Source organism: Roseibium aggregatum, from assembly GCF_017309185.1.
Taxonomy (GTDB): Bacteria; Pseudomonadota; Alphaproteobacteria; order Rhizobiales; family Stappiaceae; genus Roseibium; species Roseibium aggregatum_B.
Map to the genome: position 1 here is coordinate 780,129 of NZ_JAEKJZ010000001.1, position 18,959 is coordinate 799,087.

15 protein-coding genes are annotated in these 18,959 nt (G+C 61.7%); 6 read left to right on the forward strand and 9 right to left on the reverse strand.

Annotated features, from left to right (window positions below):
• From urtC to urtA, 3 genes are all read right to left on the reverse strand, one after another.
• Nucleotides 1–1,203, reverse strand: a complete 1,203-nt coding sequence (gene urtC, locus JF539_RS03475; protein ID WP_207138953.1) for an urea ABC transporter permease subunit UrtC — start codon at nucleotides 1,201–1,203, stop codon at nucleotides 1–3.
• A complete protein-coding gene (gene urtB, locus JF539_RS03480) occupies nucleotides 1,200–2,819 on the reverse strand; it encodes an urea ABC transporter permease subunit UrtB (protein ID WP_207138954.1) in 1,620 nt (539 codons plus the stop codon). The genes urtC and urtB overlap by 4 nt, the downstream gene beginning before the upstream one ends.
• A 253-nt stretch (nucleotides 2,820–3,072) precedes the next feature.
• Entirely contained in the window at nucleotides 3,073–4,359 is a 1,287-nt protein-coding gene (urtA, locus tag JF539_RS03485; RefSeq protein ID WP_207138955.1) for an urea ABC transporter substrate-binding protein, read from the reverse strand.
• 355 nt (nucleotides 4,360–4,714) lie between these two features.
• Between urtA and JF539_RS03490 the strand changes: the two genes are divergently transcribed.
• From JF539_RS03490 to JF539_RS03515, 6 genes are all read left to right on the forward strand, one after another.
• Nucleotides 4,715–8,104 (forward strand): ATP-binding protein, encoded by a 3,390-nt coding sequence (locus JF539_RS03490; protein ID WP_207138956.1) that lies wholly within the window; start codon nucleotides 4,715–4,717, stop codon nucleotides 8,102–8,104.
• Nucleotides 8,094–9,008, forward strand: coding sequence for a response regulator transcription factor (locus JF539_RS03495; RefSeq protein ID WP_207138957.1), 915 nt, complete (start codon nucleotides 8,094–8,096; stop codon nucleotides 9,006–9,008). The genes JF539_RS03490 and JF539_RS03495 overlap by 11 nt, the downstream gene beginning before the upstream one ends.
• Nucleotides 9,009–9,888: 880 nt before the next feature.
• Nucleotides 9,889–10,788, forward strand: a complete 900-nt coding sequence (locus tag JF539_RS03500) for a metal ABC transporter substrate-binding protein (protein WP_207138958.1) — start codon at nucleotides 9,889–9,891, stop codon at nucleotides 10,786–10,788.
• Nucleotides 10,789–10,895: 107 nt separating this feature from the next.
• Nucleotides 10,896–11,795 carry a manganese/iron ABC transporter ATP-binding protein gene (locus JF539_RS03505; RefSeq protein ID WP_419247659.1) on the forward strand — a complete coding sequence of 300 codons (900 nt, stop codon included), beginning with the start codon at nucleotides 10,896–10,898 and terminating at the stop codon, nucleotides 11,793–11,795.
• Nucleotides 11,795–12,712, forward strand: a complete 918-nt coding sequence (locus JF539_RS03510; protein ID WP_207138959.1) for a metal ABC transporter permease — start codon at nucleotides 11,795–11,797, stop codon at nucleotides 12,710–12,712. Before JF539_RS03505 ends, JF539_RS03510 begins: the two co-directional genes overlap by 1 nt.
• Nucleotides 12,712–13,572, forward strand: a complete 861-nt coding sequence (locus JF539_RS03515; protein WP_207138960.1) for a metal ABC transporter permease — start codon at nucleotides 12,712–12,714, stop codon at nucleotides 13,570–13,572. Before JF539_RS03510 ends, JF539_RS03515 begins: the two co-directional genes overlap by 1 nt.
• A gap of 13 nt (nucleotides 13,573–13,585) precedes the next feature.
• Here the strand turns inward: JF539_RS03515 and JF539_RS03520 are convergent, their stop codons facing one another.
• From JF539_RS03520 to JF539_RS03545, 6 genes are all read right to left on the reverse strand, one after another.
• Nucleotides 13,586–14,569 (reverse strand): glycosyltransferase, encoded by a 984-nt coding sequence (locus JF539_RS03520; protein ID WP_207138961.1) that lies wholly within the window; start codon nucleotides 14,567–14,569, stop codon nucleotides 13,586–13,588.
• Between the two features lie 32 nt (nucleotides 14,570–14,601).
• On the reverse strand, nucleotides 14,602–14,814 hold the full coding sequence (locus tag JF539_RS03525) for a hypothetical protein (protein WP_207138962.1): 213 nt from the start codon (nucleotides 14,812–14,814) through the stop codon (nucleotides 14,602–14,604).
• Nucleotides 14,815–14,832: 18 nt separating this feature from the next.
• Nucleotides 14,833–15,777, reverse strand: a complete 945-nt coding sequence (locus tag JF539_RS03530) for a UDP-glucuronic acid decarboxylase family protein (protein ID WP_207138963.1) — start codon at nucleotides 15,775–15,777, stop codon at nucleotides 14,833–14,835.
• Nucleotides 15,778–15,895: 118 nt separating this feature from the next.
• Nucleotides 15,896–17,290: a TRAP transporter large permease gene (locus tag JF539_RS03535; protein ID WP_207138964.1), complete on the reverse strand. Its 1,395-nt coding sequence runs from the start codon at nucleotides 17,288–17,290 to the stop codon at nucleotides 15,896–15,898.
• Nucleotides 17,283–17,780 carry a TRAP transporter small permease gene (locus tag JF539_RS03540; RefSeq protein WP_207138965.1) on the reverse strand — a complete coding sequence of 166 codons (498 nt, stop codon included), beginning with the start codon at nucleotides 17,778–17,780 and terminating at the stop codon, nucleotides 17,283–17,285. Before JF539_RS03540 ends, JF539_RS03535 begins: the two co-directional genes overlap by 8 nt.
• An 89-nt stretch (nucleotides 17,781–17,869) precedes the next feature.
• Nucleotides 17,870–18,901 carry a TRAP transporter substrate-binding protein gene (locus JF539_RS03545; protein WP_207138966.1) on the reverse strand — a complete coding sequence of 344 codons (1,032 nt, stop codon included), beginning with the start codon at nucleotides 18,899–18,901 and terminating at the stop codon, nucleotides 17,870–17,872.
• Nucleotides 18,902–18,959 lie beyond the last annotated feature (58 nt).

The window sequence follows — 18,959 nt, forward strand, 5'->3', positions numbered from 1 at the left end:
CTACTCCGCTGGCTGGGGTTCGGCATCGCGTGCCGTTGCGGATGGGGCGTGGGGCGGGGAGGAGGGCGGTTCGTCGGAGCCTGCCTCGTAATCCGCGGAGGCCTTGCGCTGTCTGAGAGCCGTCCAGCCCTGGCTGAAGGTGCCGACAATACCCTTGGGCAGGAACAGCGTCACGACCACGAACAGACCGCCAAGCGCGAACAGCCAGATATCGGGCAGGGCGGCGGTGAACCAGGTCTTGGCGAAATTGACCAGAACCGCGCCGAGCACGGCGCCGACCAGCGTGCCGCGTCCGCCGACAGCCACCCAGATCACCACTTCGATGGAGTTGGCGGGGGCGAATTCGCCCGGATTGATGATGCCGACCTGAGGCACGTAGAGTGCGCCCGCCACACCGGCCATCATGGCCGACAGCGTCCAGACGAAAAGCTTGTAGTGCTCTACCCGGTAGCCGAGGAACCGCGTCCGGCTTTCCGCGTCGCGGACCGCGACCAGAACCTTGCCGAGTTTGGAACGGGTAACGGCCCGGCAGATGACGTAGCAGAAGACCAGCGCGATCCCCGATGCGGCGAACAGCCCGGCACGGGTGCTGTCGGCCTGGATGTCGAAACCGAGAATGTCCTTGAAATCCGTCAGGCCGTTGTTGCCGCCGAAGCCCATATCGTTGCGGAAGAAGGCGAGCAGCAGCGCGTAGGTCAGGGCCTGGGTGATGATCGACAGGTAAACGCCGGTCACCCGCGAGCGGAAGGCGAACCAGCCGAAAACGAAGGCAAGCACACCGGGAACCAGCACCACCATGAGCGCGGCGAACCAGAACATGTCGAAGCCGTACCAGTACCAGGGCAGTTCCGGCCAGTTCAGGAACACCATGAAGTCGGGAAGGATCGGATCGCCATAGACGCCGCGCGTGCCGATCTGGCGCATCAGATACATGCCCATGGCGTAGCCGCCGAGCGCGAAGAAGGCCGCGTGGCCGAGCGAGAGAATGCCGCAAAAGCCCCAGACCAGATCCACCGCCAGGGCGAGCAGCGCGTAGGTCAGGTATTTGCCCATCAGCGTGACCGCATAGGTAGGCACGTGGAAGGGCGAGCCCTCGGGGACGAGCAGGTTGCCGGCGGGCACCAGAACGATGGCAGCCGCCATGATCGCAAGGAAGATCCCGGCGCGGGCATCCATGGCGCGGAAGAGGAAAGAGGTCATCATGCTTCGACTGCCCGGCCCTTGAGGGCGAAGAGGCCCCTCGGACGCTTTTGAATAAAGAGAATGATGAAGACGAGCACGAGGATCTTGCCCAGAACCGCACCCGCGTAGGGCTCAAGGAACTTGTTGACGACCCCGAGTGTCATGGCGCCGACCAGCGTGCCCCAAAGGTTGCCGACCCCGCCGAAGACCACGACCATGAAACTGTCGATGATGTAGCCCTGGCCGAGGTTGGGCGAGACGTTGTCGATCTGGGAGAGCGCCACGCCGGCGATCCCGGCAATTCCGGAGCCGAGGCCAAAGGTCAGCGCGTCGACCCAGGGCGTGCGGATGCCCATGGAAGCGGCCATGCGCCGGTTCTGGGTGACGGCCCTGGTGTAAAGACCGAACGGCGTTTTCTTCAGGACCAGCATCAGCCCGGCGAAGACCAGCATGGCGAAGACGATGATCCACATGCGGTTATAGGTGATGGTCATCTGGCCGACCTCGAAGGCGCCGGACATCCAGTCCGGGTTGCCGACCTCCCGGTTGGTCGGACCGAAGAGCGAGCGGACCGCCTGTTGCAGGATCAGCGAGATCCCCCAGGTGGCCAGCAGCGTTTCCAGGGGACGCCCGTAGAGCCAGCGGATCACGCCACGCTCGATCGCGACGCCGATCGCGCCCGACACGAGGAAGGCGAGCGGCAGGGCGATGAAGAGCGAATAATCGAACAGGCCCGGCATGGAGGTGCGGATCATTTCCTGCACCACGAAGGTGACATAGGCACCGATCATGACCATCTCGCCATGGGCCATGTTGATGACCCCCATCACGCCGAAAGTGATGGCGAGACCGATGGCCGCCAGCAGCAGCACGGAGCCGAGCGACAGGCCGTACCAGATGTTCTGCGCCGCATCCCACGCGGCGATGGACTTCTCGATTTTCGTGACCGCCGCCGCCGTGGCGTCGCGGACGGGACCCTCGAGAGACGACTGGACCGACAGAAGCAGCGACATGGCTTGCCGGGTGCCCATCGAGGCGAGGACCTCGACCGCCGCCAGCTTGTCTTCGTCGCCCAGATCGGAGTTGAGCACCGCCGCCGCGCGAGCCTGTTCCATGACCGTGCGCACGCTGTCGTCGGTTTCGGCGGCCAGGGCCGCATCGAGGGCTTCGATACTGTCGGGATCGCGGGACTTGAAAACCGCCTCGGCGGCCTGTTTGCGGACAGCCGGGTCCGGCGCCATCAGCGTCAGCGATCCGAGCGCGGAGCGGAGAACCCTGCGCAGCTTGTTGTTGACCTTGATCTTCTTGACGTCCCTCCGCCCGGCTTCCCCGGCGGATTCCAGCGTCAGTGGATCGGTCAGCGCGTATCCCTTGCCGGCCTTGCTGGCGATGAACACCATGCCGTCCGATTTGCGGAAATAGAGGTCGCCGTCCCCAAGGGCCTCAAGCGCCGGCGCGACCGCCGGATCGCCCGTGGCGACCAGAGCGCCGATCTGCTTTTGCGTGTCGTCGTACTTACCCTTGGCGAGTTCGTTGATCAGCGGACGCAGGGCTTCCGGATCGCTCTGGGCGAGGGCGGGCGCTGTAAGACCCATCGCCAGGAATAGAAACAACAGGAGAGATCTCGAAAACGACATGGGTCCACCGGCGTTGCGGATGAAAGTCAGCCTCCTCATCCCGAGGAGCCGCTCAGCGGCATCTCTAGGGATAAGCCGCTTGAACTTTTTTGTGCCGCCCATCCATCGCGACGAACCTGCCGGTTTTCCTCAGGATGTTGGGGGCTAAGCATCTCACGTGTCATTCGCAATCAGCGCGGCACGCCCTGGAACAACAGGTGGAATGCAAAGTGGGACGGGCTGCGAGAGCCCATCCCGGTTGCATTGTCGTTGATCAGGAGCCCGAGCCGCCGCACTTGCCGGTCTTGGTGTTGAAGTTGCCGCAGGACAGCGGAGCGCGCCAGTCGGAGATCAGGTCCATGGAGCCTTCCAGGTAATCGGACCATGCATCGCCGACGACGAGACCGGAGGTTTCCCAAACGGTTTCGAACTGGCCGTCGTCCTGGATTTCGCCGATCAGCACCGGTTTGGTGATGTGGTGGTTCGGCATCATCGCGGAGTAGCCGCCGGTCAGGTTCGGAACGGAAACGCCGACGATGGCGTCGATGACCGCGTCCGGATCTGTCGTGCCGGCCTTTTCGACAGCTTCGACCCACATGTTGAAGCCGATGTAGTGGGCTTCCATCGGGTCGTTGGTCACGCGGTTGTCGTCGCCGATATAGGCGTGCCAGGCGTCGATGAACTCGGCGTTGGCGTCGGTGTCGGCGGACTGGAAGTAGTTCCAGGCGGCCAGGTGGCCGACGAGCGGCGCGGTGTCGAGACCGGCAAGTTCTTCTTCACCCACGGAGAAGGCGACGACCGGGATGTCTTCCGCCTTGATGCCGGCGTTGCCCAGTTCCTTGTAGAAAGGCACGTTGGCGTCGCCGTTGATGGTGGAGACCACGGCGGTCTTCTTGCCGGCGGAGCCGAAGGTCTTGATGTCGGACACGATCGTCTGCCAGTCGGAATGACCGAACGGCGTATAGTTGATCATGATGTCTTCTTCGGCGACACCCTTGGACTTCAGGTAGGCTTCCAGGATCTTGTTGGTGGTACGCGGATAGACATAGTCGGTACCGGCCAGAACCCAGCGCTCGACGCCTTCCTCGTTCATCAGGTAATCAACGGCCGGAATGGCCTGCTGGTTCGGGGCGGCGCCGGTGTAGAACACGTTGCGCTGGGACTCTTCGCCTTCGTACTGGACCGGATAGAAGAGCAGGGAGTTCAGCTCTTCGAAGACCGGCAGAACGGATTTGCGCGACACGGAGGTCCAGCAGCCGAAGACGGCGTCCACGCCGTTGACTTCGATCAGCTCACGGGCCTTTTCAGCGAACAGCGGCCAGTCGGATGCCGGGTCGACGACGACAGCCTCGAGTTTCTTGCCCAGAAGGCCACCCTTCTTGTTCTGCTCCTCGATGAGCATCAGCATGGCGTCTTTCAGGGTCGTTTCGGAGATCGCCATCGTGCCGGAGAGCGAATGCAGGATGCCGACCTTGATGGTGTCTTCCTGAGCGAAGGCGCCACCGGCAATGGTGGTCGTCATCAGGCCTGCGAGAGCGAGTTTCGTGAATGTCTTTTTCATCTGAGTTCCCCTTTTTCCGTCACCGGTTTCCCGGCCGGTGTCAGGCGGCTTGAATGCAGCGCCGCCGTCGGGGAGGGATCGTGCGCCGGAAGCGACGCACCGCAACATACGTCAATTGACGTAATTCACTTCAAAGGCCATTGGCACACTGTGCGCTTTATCCGGCACGAAAAATGCTGTTTGGTGCATTCAAACCAGAAATCGGGGCGGAAAATCCGGCGATGGGCTTAGAAGACTGCCGGATAATTAGGCGTATGACCAAGAATTGGACGAAGGGCTGCGGATTTTCTGCTGTTTTGCGGAAGACCTTTGGAGAGCAGGCGACTGTGTTTGAAGCCGTGCGGAAGGCAATTGCATGACCGCCCGCCAGCGCATCCTGCCGGTCCGTCGCCAATACAACAAATGGGTCAACAACCAGACCCTTGAGGACTACGCGCTGAGGTTCACCGCGAAAAGCGCCCGGCGTTTCTCTTCGCGCGCCATCTCGCAGACGGCCATTGGCGCGATCTCCTTTCTGGCGCTGGAAGCCATCGGCGGGGCGATCACGCTCTCTCACGGCACCGCGAATGCGTTTCTCGCCATTCTCGTCGGCAGTCTGGTGCTTCTGGTTGTCGGCCTGCCGATCAGCCGCTACGCCATGCGCTATGGCGTCGACATCGACCTCCTGACGCGCGGCGCCGGCTTCGGGTATATCGGCTCGACGGTCACGTCGCTGATCTACGCCAGCTTCACCTTCATCCTGTTCGCGATCGAAGCCTCGATCATGTCGAGCGCGCTGGAATTTGCCTTCGGCGTGCCCCTCTGGCTGGGTTACATCGTCAGTGCCGTTGCGGTCATTCCGCTGGTGACCCATGGCATCACCTGGATCAGCCGGTTCCAGATCGCCACGCAGCCCTTCTGGATCGTCCTGAACATTCTCCCTTTCGTCTTCATCGCCTTCACGGACTGGGGGGAGGTCGGGAAATGGCTCACCTTTTCGGGGATCGACCCGGTTTCCCAGACGGCCCGGGAAGGCCCGGGAGGCTGGTCCAGCGTCAACCTGATCAGCTTCGGCGCCGCCTCGGCGGTGATCCTGGCCCTGATGGCGCAGATCGGCGAGCAGGTCGACTTTCTGCGCTTCCTGCCTGCGCAGGATTTCGCGCGAAAGCGTCACCGGCTGGCGCTGTTTCTGGCGGGGCCGGGGTGGGTGGTCCTTGGGGCGCCGAAAATGATCGCCGGATCCTTTCTGGCGGTTCTGGCGCTTTCTCACGGCGTGCCGGTCGAGCATGCGGACGAGCCGTCGCGCATGTACACGGTCGCCTTCGGCTACATGATCCCGAACGAAACCGTCGTGCTGCTCCTGATGGCCGCCTTCGTCGTGGTCGCGCAGCTCAAGATCAACGTGATGAACGCCTATGCCGGATCGCTCGCCTGGTCGAACTTCTTTTCCCGCCTGACCCATTCCCATCCCGGCCGGGTGGTCTGGCTGGTCTTCAACGTGGGCATTGCCCTGCTGCTGATGGAACTGGGCATCTATCGGCTTCTTGAGGAAACGCTCGGCGTTTTTTCCATTGTCTCCATGGCCTGGCTGTCGGCGATATCGGCGGATCTTTTCATCAACAAGCCGCTTGGCCTGTCGCCGCCGGGCATCGAGTTCAAGCGCGCGCATCTTTACGACGTCAATCCGGTGGGAACCGGCGCCATGCTCTTGGCCGCCACACTCGCGCTTGCCGCCCATTTCGGGCTCTTCGGCGAGGTGGCCGGGGCCCTGGCCACCTTCCTGGCGATGGCCATCGCCTTTGCCGCGGCACCTCTGATCGCCATCGCCACCGGGGGACGGTTCTATCTGGCGCGCAAGCCGCGTCAGAGCTGGCAGGCGCGGGATCAGATCGCGTGTTCCATTTGCGAGAACCCGTTCGAGCCGGAGGACATGGCCTATTGTCCCGCCTACCAGGCGCCGATCTGTTCTCTCTGCTGTTCGCTCGACGCCCGCTGTCACGATTCCTGCAAGCCGAAGGCAAGGGTCGCGCATCAGGTCGGCACGGTGGCGGGGTTCTTCCTGCCGGAAAGCGTTCTTGTCTATTTCCGCACCAGGCTCGGCCGATACCTCCTGTCCTCCGCTCTGTCGATCACCGGGATCGGGCTGGTGCTGTGGATCATCTATTCCCAGGCCGCAAGCCGTCTGGGGGATCCGACGGGCATCATTGCCCAGACCGTGGCCCTGATCTTCTTCGTGTTCGCCATCGTTGCAGGCATCGCCTGCTGGTTCCTGGTGCTCGCCCACGACACGCGGCGGGTGGCGGAGGAAGAATCCGTGCGCCAGAATGCCCTGTTGCAGAAGGAGATCGACGCCCACAGGGTCACCGACGCAGCCCTTCAGAAGGCGAAGGAAAATGCCGAAGCGGCGAACCTCGCCAAAAGCCGATACGTGGTGGGCCTCAGCCACGAACTCAGAACGCCGCTCAATGCGGTCATGGGCTACGCCCAGGTGCTGGAACGGGACGAAACCCTGCCTCCGGCGCGCAAACCGGCGGTCAGCACGATCCGGCGCAGCGCGGAACACCTCTCCGGCCTGATCGACGGTCTCCTCGATATCTCGCGCATCGAGGCCGGCCGCCTGCAGATCTACTCCAACGAGATCAACATTCACGAATTCCTCGACCAGATCGTCGACATGTTCCGCATGCAGGCTTCCGCCAAGGGGCTGGGGTTCGAGTACAGCCGGGCCGCCAACCTGCCGGCGTTTGTTCGCACGGACGAAAAACGCCTGCGTCAGATCCTCGTCAATCTCCTGTCCAATGCCATCAAGTTCACCGACGAAGGCCGGGTCACCCTGACGGTCGGGTACCGCTCCCAGGTGGCGAGCTTCGTTGTCGCCGACAGCGGGCCGGGGATCGATCTGCAGGAGCAGACCAAAATCTTCGAACCCTTCGGGCGCGGAAAGCGGGCGCATGGCGCGCGGACCCCGGGTCTCGGGCTCGGTCTGACGATCACCAAGCTTCTGACCGAAACCATGGGCGGGGCCATCGCCCTTTCAAGCGAGCCGGGTGAGGGCGCGTCCTTCGAGGTCCGTCTTATGCTCGCCGCGGTCGACCGGCCGGTGGATACGGTCCGGCTGGAGCGGCAGGTGCGGGGGTACGAGGGCCAGCGCCGTACGGTGGCGGTGATCGATGACAATCCGGACCACCGCAATCTTGTCAGCGACATACTCAATCCGCTGGGGTTCACGGTGCTGGAAGCGGAGGACGGGGCAACATGCCTGAATGCCATCTGCCCCTTGCGGCCGGATCTCTACCTGATCGATATTCTGATGCCCGGAATGAATGGATGGGAACTGGCGGAAACCTTGCGGGCCCGGGAGGATGCCGCGCCCATTGTCATGCTTTCGGCTAATATTGGCGATCAGGCCTTGCGTCCGGACGGCCCGGCTCACCACAATGCGACGCTCGCAAAGCCGTTTGAAATCGGCCGGCTGCTCGATCTTTTGCAGAAGCATATCGGACTGGTCTGGACGGAAAAGCCACAGGAGGATGCCTCAGGTGAGAAACCGGCGGGACCGCTGCGCTCGCCGGGCGCGACCCATGTCGCGGATCTGATATCGCTGGCGGATATCGGCTATGTGGAGGGGATTGAAGCGAAATTGGCGGAACTTGCGCAAACGCCGGAAAACCGGCCCCTGACCGAAGCGCTGCACAGCCATCTCGACCGGTTCGACTTTGCCGCTTACCGGGACGTGTTGAACGGATTGGAAACACATGAGGGATGAAAGCCGCGATACGGTTCTGGTGGTGGACGACAGTCCCGAAACCTTGGGCTTTGTGACGGAAGCGCTGAAAAAGACCGGGGTCGCGGTGCTGGTGGCAACCAGCGGTGACGCGGCGCTCGCCATCTGCGAAAAGGTAACCCCGGACACGATCCTGATGGATGCGGTCATGCCGGGGCTCGACGGCTTCGAGACCTGCCGGAAGATCAAGGACAACCCCGCACTCAAGCATGTTCCGGTCATCTTCATGACCGGCCTCTCGGAAACCGAGCACATCGTGAAGGCGCTCGATTCGGGCGGTGTCGATTTCCTCACCAAGCCGATCGACGTCGATGAACTCAAGGCCCGGATCAAGGTCCACCTGAAAAATGCCCGGTCGGTGCAAAGCGCCCATGTCGCGCTCGATGCCGCGGGACGTCATCTGGTGGCCGTCAGCGCCGAGGGAAGCGTGTTGTGGTCCACGCCTCAGATCCACAGTCTGCTGGCCAAGACCGGCGACGCGGACACCTGCCTGTTCCGGCTGGGGCAGGCCCTCGGCGAGTGGGTGGACAAGACGGTGCGGACGGAGGAATGGCGCAAGAGCTTCATGCTCGGCCTGTCGGAAAATCTCGCCGTGCAGCTTCATCCCCTTGGACGCGTCGGCCCGGATGAAAACCTATTCCGTGTCACGGCGGAAGACGAGGCCGGCCAGGTCAGCGCCCTGCAGGCCCGGTTTGAACTCACCCAGCGCGAAGCCGAAGTCCTGATCTGGATCGCCAAGGGCAAGGCCAACAAGGATATCGGAGAAATCCTCGGCCTGTCGCCGCGCACGGTCAACAAGCACCTGGAACAGATCTTCGTCAAGCTGGGCGTCGAAAACCGCGCCTCCGCCGCTGTCCGGGGAGCGGAAGTGATCTTCGCGCTTTAGGGTACGGACCCAGAAAATTGTACGTTCAGGCGTCAATCCGGCAAAGGAGAGCGAGGAAAAGCCTGCAGAACCATGCGGGCGCATGGTGCAAAGGCTTTGACGACGCTCTCCAAAGCCGGATTGACGTCCTTCGGATCGATCGGAAAATGGCTGTCTCCCGCGTTGCAAAATCTTGAAAACCTCCCGGGTTTCCTGCGATTTTACGTCTAGGATACAGCCATTTCCCGGTCGACCTGAAAACTAAATTTTATGAGTCCGTACCCTTGGGTCTGTGGGGCATTAGGGTTTGGCACTGGTTTGTCCAAAGTCGCTCCGATCTAGAAGCAAAGTCGCGGGAAGGCTGATCCCTTTCAAGACTTTGCGACGCCGAGGTGAGCGACTTTGGACAAATCTCTTCGATACGCGACAGATTTTGGTCCCGAGGGCGTCGGAAAGTCCTTGTGGTGGGAGGCCCCCCGCAGACTTCCGTATTTCCGCTTGTCGTCCCGGTTTGGCGCCAGCCAAGACCGGGATCCAGTAAGCATCTGACTTCTTCGTTCTGGCCAATATCGGGCCTCACGGAATACTGGATCCCGGTTTTGACGCTTCGCGGCAAACCGGGACGACAAAGGGATGTGGTTCGTTTCCTGTCCAAACACTGAAATTGCGGGACTCGCCCTACGGTCTCAAAAGTTCGTCATTCGTTCATTAGATTAGACTGGAAACCTTTGGATCGAGCTCGGTGAACACCTCAAACGAGCAGCAATCCCGGGGATCAGCTAACGGGTTTTTTGGATAAATTTATTTTTTGCAACTCATTCGCAACAAACTTGACAGTTGCGAATGATTTGCAATATCAATTGCAGGAAGCTGATCGTGCTGACGCAGAAAAGGGCTGTAGATGAAGAAATTGATTGTGAGCGCGTCTCTTGTCGCGCTGATGACGGGGATGGGCTCCGCGGCCTGGGCGAAGGACAAGATGAAGGTGGTGACCACCTTCACCGTGCTTGCGGATATGGCTCAAAACGTTGCCGGCGACGCGGCCGAGGTGGTTTCGGTCACCAAGCCTGGCGCGGAAATTCACGGCTACGAGCCGACGCCGCAGGACATCGTGCGGGCCTCCGACGCGGATCTGATCCTGTGGAACGGCATGAACCTGGAGCTATGGTTCGAACAGTTCCTGTCCAACCTGGGCGATATTCCTTCCGCCACGCTGACCGACGGGATCGATCCGATCTCGATCAGGTCCGGCTCTTATGAAGGCAAGCCCAACCCGCATGCCTGGATGGGCCTGGATAACGCGTTGATCTACATCGACAACATCGTGAAGGCTTTTTCCGGGCAGGATCCCGACAACGCCGAGGTCTACGAAAAGAACGCCGAAGCCTACAAGGACGAACTGAAGGCGACCATTGAACCGCTGCGCAAAGCCATCGCCGAGATCCCCGAAAAGCAGCGCTGGCTGGTCACCTGTGAGGGCGCATTCAGCTATCTCGCGCGCGATTTCGGCATGAAGGAACTTTACCTGTGGCCGATGAACGCCGATCAGGTGGGAACGCCGCAGCAGGTGCGCGCCGTCATCGACGGCGTTCGGGAGAATGAAATTCCGGTCGTTTTCTGTGAAAGCACGGTCAACACTTCTCCCGCGAAACAGGTCGCCCGCGAAACGGGTGCGAAATACGGCGGTGAGCTCTATGTGGATTCCCTGAGCGAGGCCGACGGAAAGGTTCCGACGTATCTGGATCTTTTGAAAGTGACCTCCGGGACCGTTGCGGAAGGCTTGACGTCCGCGGCGAACTGACAAGTTTGAAGAAAAACCGGAACCCAAAACCCGGCCCGACGGTTTAACTTCCGCCGGGTCGACATTGTGAACCGCAGTGATCTCCTTTTTAATATTGGTCTGGCCCCATGCTGCAAATCGTCAAGGACCCGGAAATGGATGCGACCGCTCAAGCGGCAGGCGGCGGAATTTCCGCCGAAAACGTCACGGTGACCTACCGCAACGGTCACACGGCGCTCTGGAAGGCGTCCTTCGAGATCCCGCGAGGGACGGTGGCTGCTCTCGTCGGGGTCAACGGCGCCGGCAAGTCGACGCTGTTCAAGGCCATCATGGGGTTTGTGCCAGCCGCCCAGGGCAGCATTCGCATCCTCGGCCTGCCTGTTGGCGAGGCTCTGCGCAAGAACCTGGTTGCCTATGTGCCCCAGTCGGAAGAGGTCGACTGGTCCTTTCCCGTTCTGGTGGAAGACGTGGTGATGATGGGCCGTTATGGGCACATGGGCTTTCTGCGGCGTCCGAAAAAGACCGATCACGAGGCGGTTGAACGGGCGCTCGGGCGGGTCAACATGCAGGAGTTCCGCAAACGCCAGATCGGAGAACTGTCGGGCGGGCAGCGAAAACGGGTCTTTCTGGCCAGGGCTCTCGCTCAGGACGGGCAGGTGATCCTGCTCGACGAGCCTTTCACCGGTGTCGACGTCAAGACCGAAGAGCAGATCATCGTTCTCTTGAAGGAACTTCGCGACGAAGGCCGGGTGATGCTGGTCTCCACCCACAATCTCGGCTCCGTTCCGGAGTTTTGCGACCGCACGGTTCTGGTCAAGGGGACGGTGCTCGACTACGGCCCGACCGAGACGACGTTCACGCGGAAGAACCTCGAACTTGCCTTCGGCGGCGTGCTCCGCCATTTCACCATTTCCGATCAGACTCTTCACACCGACGGCGATCCGCGAAAGGTCACCATCCTGACCGACGACGAGCGCCCGTTCGTCCAATATGGCGACGAGACCCAGACCACCGAGGGCCGCAAGTGATGGCGACGCTGCTGGAACCCTTCGGTTACAACTACATGACCAACGCCATGTGGGTCTCCGCGCTGGTCGGTGGTGTCTGTGCCTTTCTGTCCGCCTATCTGATGCTGAAAGGCTGGTCACTGATCGGCGACGCGCTGTCCCATTCGGTGGTGCCGGGCGTGGCGGGCGCCTACATCCTCGGCCTGCCGTTTTCCCTGGGGGCGTTCATTGCCGGCGGACTGGCGGCGGGTGCCATGCTGTTTCTGTCCGAACGCTCCGGTCTGAAGGTGGATGTCATCATCGGCCTGATCTTCACCAGCTTCTTCGGACTTGGCCTGTTCATCGTCTCGGTGAACCCGATGTCCGTGTCGATCCAGACCATTACGATGGGCAATATCCTGGCGATCACGCCGGAAGATACGCTGCAACTGGCCGTCATCGGTTTCGTGTCGCTGGCGGTGCTTCTGGTCATCTGGAAGGACCTGATGGTGACCTTCTTCGACGAAAACCACGCGCGTAGCATCGGCCTGCGGCCGGGTCTCCTGAAAGCGGTGTTTTTCGTTCTGCTCTCCGCCTCGGTGGTCGCGGCCATGCAGACGGTCGGTGCCTTTCTGGTGATCGCCATGGTGGTCACACCGGGGGCGACCGCCTATCTCCTGTGCGACCGGTTTCCGCGCCTGCTGCTGGTCTCCGTCGCCATCGGCTCCTTGACGAGCTTCGTCGGGGCTTACACCAGCTATTTTCTGGACGGTGCAACCGGCGGCGTCATCGTGACCCTGCAGACCCTGATTTTTCTCGCCGTGTTTTTGCTGGCGCCCAAGCACGGTCTTCTCGCGGCCCGGCGCAAGGCAGCCAAAGCGTTGCGCGGGCGGCCGGAAGACAGCGATCTTCCGACCGAGCTGCTGGCAGGAGACGTGACGCAGGAGGAGCGGCTGTGATGGATCTCGACACGTTGCTGATGCCGTTCCGGTTTCCATTCATGCAGAACGCCTTCCTGATCTGCGTCATCGTTTCCGTGCCGACCGCGCTCCTGTCCTGCTTTCTGGTGATGAAAGGCTGGGCGCTGATGGGAGATGCCGTCAGCCACGCGATCCTGCCGGGGATCGTGCTGGCCTACATATTGGGAATTCCGCTGCTGATCGGTGCTTTCGCGGCCGGAATGGTGTGCTCGCTCGCCACCGGATATCTTTCCGGCAACAGCCGGGTGAAACAGGATACGGTGATGGGCGTGGTCTTTTCCGGCATGTTCGGGTTCGGCATCGTGCTCTATGTGTCGATTTCGACCAACGCGCATCTGGATCATATCCTCTTCGGCAACATGCTCGGGGTCGGCACGGGCGACCTTCTGACGGCGGGGATCATCGCAGTCGTTGTGGCCGGTGGTCTGGCGTTGAAATGGAAAGACCTTGTCCTGCACAGCTTCGACCCCGCCCAGGCCAAGGCCTCCGGCCTGCCGGTCAACCTGCTGCATTACGGGCTTCTGGCCGCCCTTTCCCTGACCATTGTCGCGACGCTGTCGGCGGCGGGGCTGATCCTGGCCATAGGCCTGCTGATCGCGCCCGGAGCCATCGCGTTCCTTCTGGTGCGTACCTTCGGCGCCATGCTTTGGACCGCGGTCGCCGTCTGCATGACGGCAATGCTCGCTGGCACCTATGCCAGCTTCTTTCTCGACAGCGCTCCGGCGCCAACGATCATCCTGATCCTGACGGGGATCTTCGTTCTGGCCTTCGTCCGGCGCCTGATGCTGACCCGTCAGACCTCTTTGCGTCAGGTGGAACGCCGGTCGACCGCGGAGTGAGGTCCGCGGGAAATCAGGATACGGCCGCTGCGGCCACGGGAGCGTCCGTGGCGGCGCTGACGAGGATCTCGTCGATAAAGTCCTGATAGCCCAGTTCGGAGGTCACCGTTCCGCTGCGCACCACACCGGTCAGCATCAGGGTCATGAGCGCGAGAACGCCGGTCTGCATGAACATGAGGACCATGATGCCGAGAACCACCGAGGCCCAGCCCGGCGTCGAATAGCCGATGGCCTTCAGGAAGACGGCCGTGCTGCCGCTGATGACCGAAAGAACGGCCACAATGGCCGAAGCAATGCCGACGCGCACCAGAACGTCTTCGGCGAAAACCATCATGCCCTTGAAACCGTGCAGGGCGAGGCCGACGAAATTCATCTTCGACTGACCGGCGTAGCGCGGTCCCCGGTCGAGCGGACAGGTTGCCAGTCGGAGTTTCGACGCCAGCACCGCCGAGGCGACGTGGATGGAAAGCTCCGGCATGGCGGAGAGCCTTTTCACGCCGCTGCTCTTCATCGCCATGAAGTTGCCGAAGCTGATCGAACGGCCGGTGATCACCCGGAAGAGCCGCTTGTAGATGGCGTAAAATGCCTTGAAGCGCAGGGTCTCCACGCGGCTCTTGCGGTGGGCGACGACCACATCCACCTGCTCTGACGCCAGGGGCTGCATGAGCGTCGGGATCGAGGAAGGCAGGTCCTCCCCGTCGGAATCCATCACCACGACCGACTGGCCGTCATGCAAATGGGTCGCCACGTAGCCGACGCCGATGGCAATGGCCTTCTGATGGCCGACGTTGCGGCGCAGTTTCAGGACAACGCCTTGCGCCTCCGCAAGATCCAGCCCGGTCGTGTCGAGCGGCTGTTTCACCGACCCGTCGTCCACGGCGACGATGAAGACCTCGTCGCCCAGCTCGGACTTGAGCTCCTTGAACAGGCGGCTGCTGGCCTCGAAGTCTTCATAGACGGGCGTGACGATGACGACGCGTGCGGTTGAGGGGATCATGGGCGCTTATACCAAGGGAAATTGATTATGACTCATCTGGCCGGCTTTTCAGGCCTTTCGGCCAGAGCATCGTGCGTTCGAGCGAACGCACGATGCTCTACCGCACTAGAAACAGTCAACTTTGGATGTTCAATCGATTCCGGTTTTACATCCGTTGATTTCGTCGCGCGTCTTTGACGATACCCCGCATCGCGCCGCGTCACGCTCCTGGCTGAAAAGCCTGAAAAACCGGTCAGATGAGACATAACTAATTTCCCTCGGTCTTACAGGGTCTTGAAATAGGCGATTGTTTTGTCCAAGCCTTCTTTGAGCGGGATTTTCGGCTCCCAGTCAAGGTGCTGTCTGGCCAGCGAGATGTCCGGACGGCGCTGTTTCGGATCGTCATGGGGCAGGGAGCGGTAGACGATTTGCGACGGTCCGCCGACCATTTCGAGGACGGTTTCGGCAAGCTCCCGGATGGTGAACTCGCCCGGATTGCCGAGGTTGACCGGACCGGCCAGGTCGTCGCCGCTCTTCATGAAGCGCATGAAACCCTCTATCAGGTCGTCCACATAGCAGAAACTGCGGGTCTGGGTGCCGTCGCCATAGATCGTGATGTTCTCGCCCTTCAGCGCCTGGACGATGAAATTGCTGACCACACGGCCGTCGTTGGGGTGCATGCGTGGCCCGTAGGTGTTGAAGATACGGGCCACCTTGATGTCGAGGCCGTGCTGGCGGTGGTAGTCGAAGAACAGGGTTTCCGCGCAGCGCTTGCCTTCGTCGTAGCAGGAGCGCACGCCGATCGGGTTGACCCGGCCCCAATAGTCTTCGGTCTGCGGGTGCACCTCCGGATCGCCGTAGACCTCGCTCGTCGAAGCCTGGAAGATCCTCGCCTTGGTGCGTTTCGCAAGCCCCAGCATGTTGATCGCGCCGTGCACGCTGGTCTTGGTCGTCTGCACGGGGTCGCGCTGATAGTGGATCGGCGAGGCCGGACAGGCGAGATTGTAGATCTCGTCGACTTCCAGGTAGACGGGGAAAGTGATGTCGTGGCGTTGAAACTCGAAGCGCGGGTTGGCGAGAAGATGCGCGATATTGTCCTTCGTGCCGCTGTAGAGATTGTCCATGCACATGACATCGGCGCCTTCGTCGAGCAGCCGCTCGCACAGGTGGGACCCCAGAAATCCGGCTCCGCCGGTCACCAGGACCCTTTTTCTGTTCGAGATCTTCATTTGTTCATTCCTCCAGTAGGGCGCGGCCGATGGGAGCGTCGGGCCGCTTTATTCCCCTGGAAGGTCAGAAATACAAGTGATCGGCGCGTATTTTCGCAAACGGGTCGTCTTTGCGCGGCTATCCGGCCAGATACCAGGGGAGCCACAGGCACAGGCCCGGTACCAGCAGGAGGAGGGCGATCCTGACGATCTCGATGGCGAAGAACGGGATCACGCCCAGGAAGACTTCGCCCATGGCGACGCCTTTCGACAGTGCGCTGATGATGAAGACGTTGAGGCCAACGGGGGGCGTGATCAGCCCCAGTTCCACCACGACGAGCGCGACGATGCCGAACCAGATCTTCAGGTCTTCGGTGCTGAGCCCGTAAGCGGCGGTCGCGGCAGTGGCATAGTCGCCGCCGTTCACATCCACCAGGGACGGCCAGAAGAAGGGGACGACCACGAGGATCATGGCGAGCGAATCCATGAAACAGCCGAGCACGATCAGGAGCAGCAGGATCAGGACGAGCATCAGCCAGGGATCGATGCCGCTTTCGGTGGCGAAGGCGGCCATCGTGGCCGGTAGTCCGGCACGGGAAAAGAAGCCTTTCAGAACCTCGGCCCCGAACAGGATGAAGTAGATCATGCCGCTCGTCGACGCCGTGTCCAGGATGGAGGTCTTGATGCCGCTGACGGTCAGGCCGCTATCGGATTTGGCGAAACGCAGGGCAAGGCCGTAAAGAAGAATGAGCGTGGCACCGACCGCGGCCGCCGGTGTCGGCGTGAAAAGGCCAAGACCGAGGCCGAGGATGATCGCCCCGAAAATCAGAACCACCGGGATCAGTCTGACATAGGCGGTCCGCCGTTCTTCCCGCGTCATGACGTCACCGGCGGGCGCCATGTCGGGGAAGACCCGGACGAGCACGGCGATCGTCAGGATAAAGAAGATCACGGCGATGATACCGGGCACGATCGCCGCCTGGAACATCTGCAGGATCGAGGCCTCGACGATGATCGCGTAGAGCACCAGGGCGACAGAGGGCGGGATCAGAATGCCGAGCGTTCCGCCGGCCGCCAGCGTGCCGGTGGCCAGGCGCGGTGAATAGTTCAAGCGCTTGAGTTCCGGCAGGGCAACCTTGCCCATGGTGGAGGCCGTGGCGAGCGACGACCCGCAAACCGCGCCGAAGCCGGCGCAGGCGCCGATGGCGGCCATGGCAACACCGCCCTTGAAGCGTCCCATCAGCGCGTTCAGCCCCTGAAACAGGTCCCGGCTCAGGTTTGAGTGGCTCGCCAGATAGCCCATCAGGATGAAGAGCGGAACGACGGACAGTTCGTAGTTGGCGACCGTGCCCCACAGCAGGGTCTTGAACTGCTTGAGATACGGTTCGAACCGCAAAAAGGGAACCGCCAGGGAAAGGGCATAGTTGCCGCCGATGCCGACGAGGACCATGGCGAGCCCCACGGGCACGCGCAGGATCAGCAGAAGGAACAGGACACCGAAGCCGACAATGCCGATGGTTTCACGGTCAAGCATCGCTTTCTCCGGAAACAAGCTGGCCGGCAATCACGGCGGCCCAGAGAAGAAGGGAAAGAATACCGGGAAGGTAGAACGGCCATTCGGCCCAGCCGAGGACCGGCGACAGGGCGTTGTCGGACCGGGTTTCCAGCATGCCGAGCGTCATCCAGTACGCCAGGAAAAGCGACAGCGCCAGCATGGCCGCGAGCCAGACCCGGTCCAGAAGGACCTGGACGAACTTCGGCAGCGCCGACACGAAGAGTTCCACGGTGACATGCGCACGCCGGCTCTGGCAGAAGGGAAAGAACATCAAGGCGGCGCAGGAGACCAGTAACCGGACGAAGTCCTCATATCCGGGCAGGCCGGACAACGGCACGCCCATTGGTCCGGTTACCCGGTCGAGCGCGAACGCTCCGACGTTGAGCGATGTAACGACCATGATGAGAAAGACAAAAACACCGCCGAGCAATGCCCAACCTGCGGCCGCTTTTCTGACAGCGGAACCCATGACGCGTTTCCTGCAGTTTCCGGATTTTGCGGGGCCGGATGGCCGGCCCCGGAACGCCGTGGAGCGGCCGTAATCCGGCCGCCCTCCGGCTATTGACTGTTTTCGGTGATGGCCGCGCGCGCGGCATCCACGAGAGCCTTTCCGTCGAGGCCCTTGCCGTTGGCTTCCTCGATCCAGCGGGCAACGACCTTTTCGCCGGCTTGATTGATGGCCGCGGTGGCGTCGCCGTCCAGGGCGTTCACGGGAGAGCCCGTGCCTGCTTGCAACTTCTTGCCGGGAGCTTCGATGTCGTTGAAGAGCTGGCCGACTTGCGGGGCGATGGCCACGCCCGCATTCGCGTCGATGACTGCCTTTAGATCGTCGGGAAGCTCGTCGTAGCGGTCCTTGTTCATTGCGAACAGAAACACCGATGCGCCGAAGCGGCCGTCGTTTTCCGCCGTAACCGAGCAGTTGGTCAGTTCGTGGATCTTGTAGGGCGGCATGATCTCGAACGGCAGCAACGCTCCATCGACAACGCCCTTGGACAATGCCTCAGGCAGGGCCGGAACCGGCATGCCTACAGGCTCGGCTTTCCATTCCTCGATCAGCCAGGCGCCGGTGCGGCTCGGCGTGCGCAGCTTTTTGTCCTTCAGGTCGTCGGGGCCGGAAACACAGCCGTCAACGGTGTGAATGGCATTGCCTGCGTTGGCGAAGACCAGCAGCGGATGGACGTCGGAATAGTCGTCTGCGACAAGCTCGAAGTTGTTCGCGATGGCCTGGGTTGTCGCCAGCGCGGAGTTCTGGTGCACCGTCGGCAGTTCGAACACTTCGCTACGCGGAAAAACGCCTGGTGTGTAGCCGGTGATGGTCAGGACGATGTCTGCCGAACCGTCGCGCACCTGCCTGTAAAGCTCGCCCGGCTTGCCGCCCATGGACATGGATGGAAACAGCTCGACCTTGATGCGGCCGTCGGATTCCGCCTCGACCTTTTCGGCCCATGGCTCGAGAAACTTCGTGTGCGGCGGCGATTTCGGGCTCATGAAATGGTGCAGGATGAGCGTGACGTCCTGCGCCTGAGCAACGGTGGAGGCACCGAAAAGAGCCAGTGCGGCGGCTGTGCATTTAAGGATTTTACGGGTCATGTCTATCCTCCCTGATAGATATCCTCCTTGCCGGACGTCACTGTCCGGTGGTGGGCGA

Excerpts from the sequence above, each read along its gene's own strand:
- urtC (WP_207138953.1), bottom strand. The coding sequence starts at position 1,203 with ATGATGACCTCTTTCCTCTTCCGCGCCATGGATGCCCGCGCCGGGATC.
- urtB (WP_207138954.1), bottom strand. The coding sequence starts at position 2,819 with ATGTCGTTTTCGAGATCTCTCCTGTTGTTTCTATTCCTGGCGATGGGT.
- urtA (WP_207138955.1), bottom strand. The coding sequence starts at position 4,359 with ATGAAAAAGACATTCACGAAACTCGCTCTCGCAGGCCTGATGACGACC.
- JF539_RS03490 (WP_207138956.1), top strand. The coding sequence starts at position 4,715 with ATGACCGCCCGCCAGCGCATCCTGCCGGTCCGTCGCCAATACAACAAA.
- JF539_RS03495 (WP_207138957.1), top strand. The coding sequence starts at position 8,094 with ATGAGGGATGAAAGCCGCGATACGGTTCTGGTGGTGGACGACAGTCCC.
- JF539_RS03500 (WP_207138958.1), top strand. The coding sequence starts at position 9,889 with ATGAAGAAATTGATTGTGAGCGCGTCTCTTGTCGCGCTGATGACGGGG.
- JF539_RS03505 (WP_419247659.1), top strand. The coding sequence starts at position 10,896 with ATGCTGCAAATCGTCAAGGACCCGGAAATGGATGCGACCGCTCAAGCG.
- JF539_RS03510 (WP_207138959.1), top strand. The coding sequence starts at position 11,795 with ATGGCGACGCTGCTGGAACCCTTCGGTTACAACTACATGACCAACGCC.
- JF539_RS03515 (WP_207138960.1), top strand. The coding sequence starts at position 12,712 with ATGGATCTCGACACGTTGCTGATGCCGTTCCGGTTTCCATTCATGCAG.
- JF539_RS03520 (WP_207138961.1), bottom strand. The coding sequence starts at position 14,569 with ATGATCCCCTCAACCGCACGCGTCGTCATCGTCACGCCCGTCTATGAA.
- JF539_RS03525 (WP_207138962.1), bottom strand. The coding sequence starts at position 14,814 with ATGTCTCATCTGACCGGTTTTTCAGGCTTTTCAGCCAGGAGCGTGACG.
- JF539_RS03530 (WP_207138963.1), bottom strand. The coding sequence starts at position 15,777 with ATGAAGATCTCGAACAGAAAAAGGGTCCTGGTGACCGGCGGAGCCGGA.
- JF539_RS03535 (WP_207138964.1), bottom strand. The coding sequence starts at position 17,290 with ATGCTTGACCGTGAAACCATCGGCATTGTCGGCTTCGGTGTCCTGTTC.
- JF539_RS03540 (WP_207138965.1), bottom strand. The coding sequence starts at position 17,780 with ATGGGTTCCGCTGTCAGAAAAGCGGCCGCAGGTTGGGCATTGCTCGGC.
- JF539_RS03545 (WP_207138966.1), bottom strand. The coding sequence starts at position 18,901 with ATGACCCGTAAAATCCTTAAATGCACAGCCGCCGCACTGGCTCTTTTC.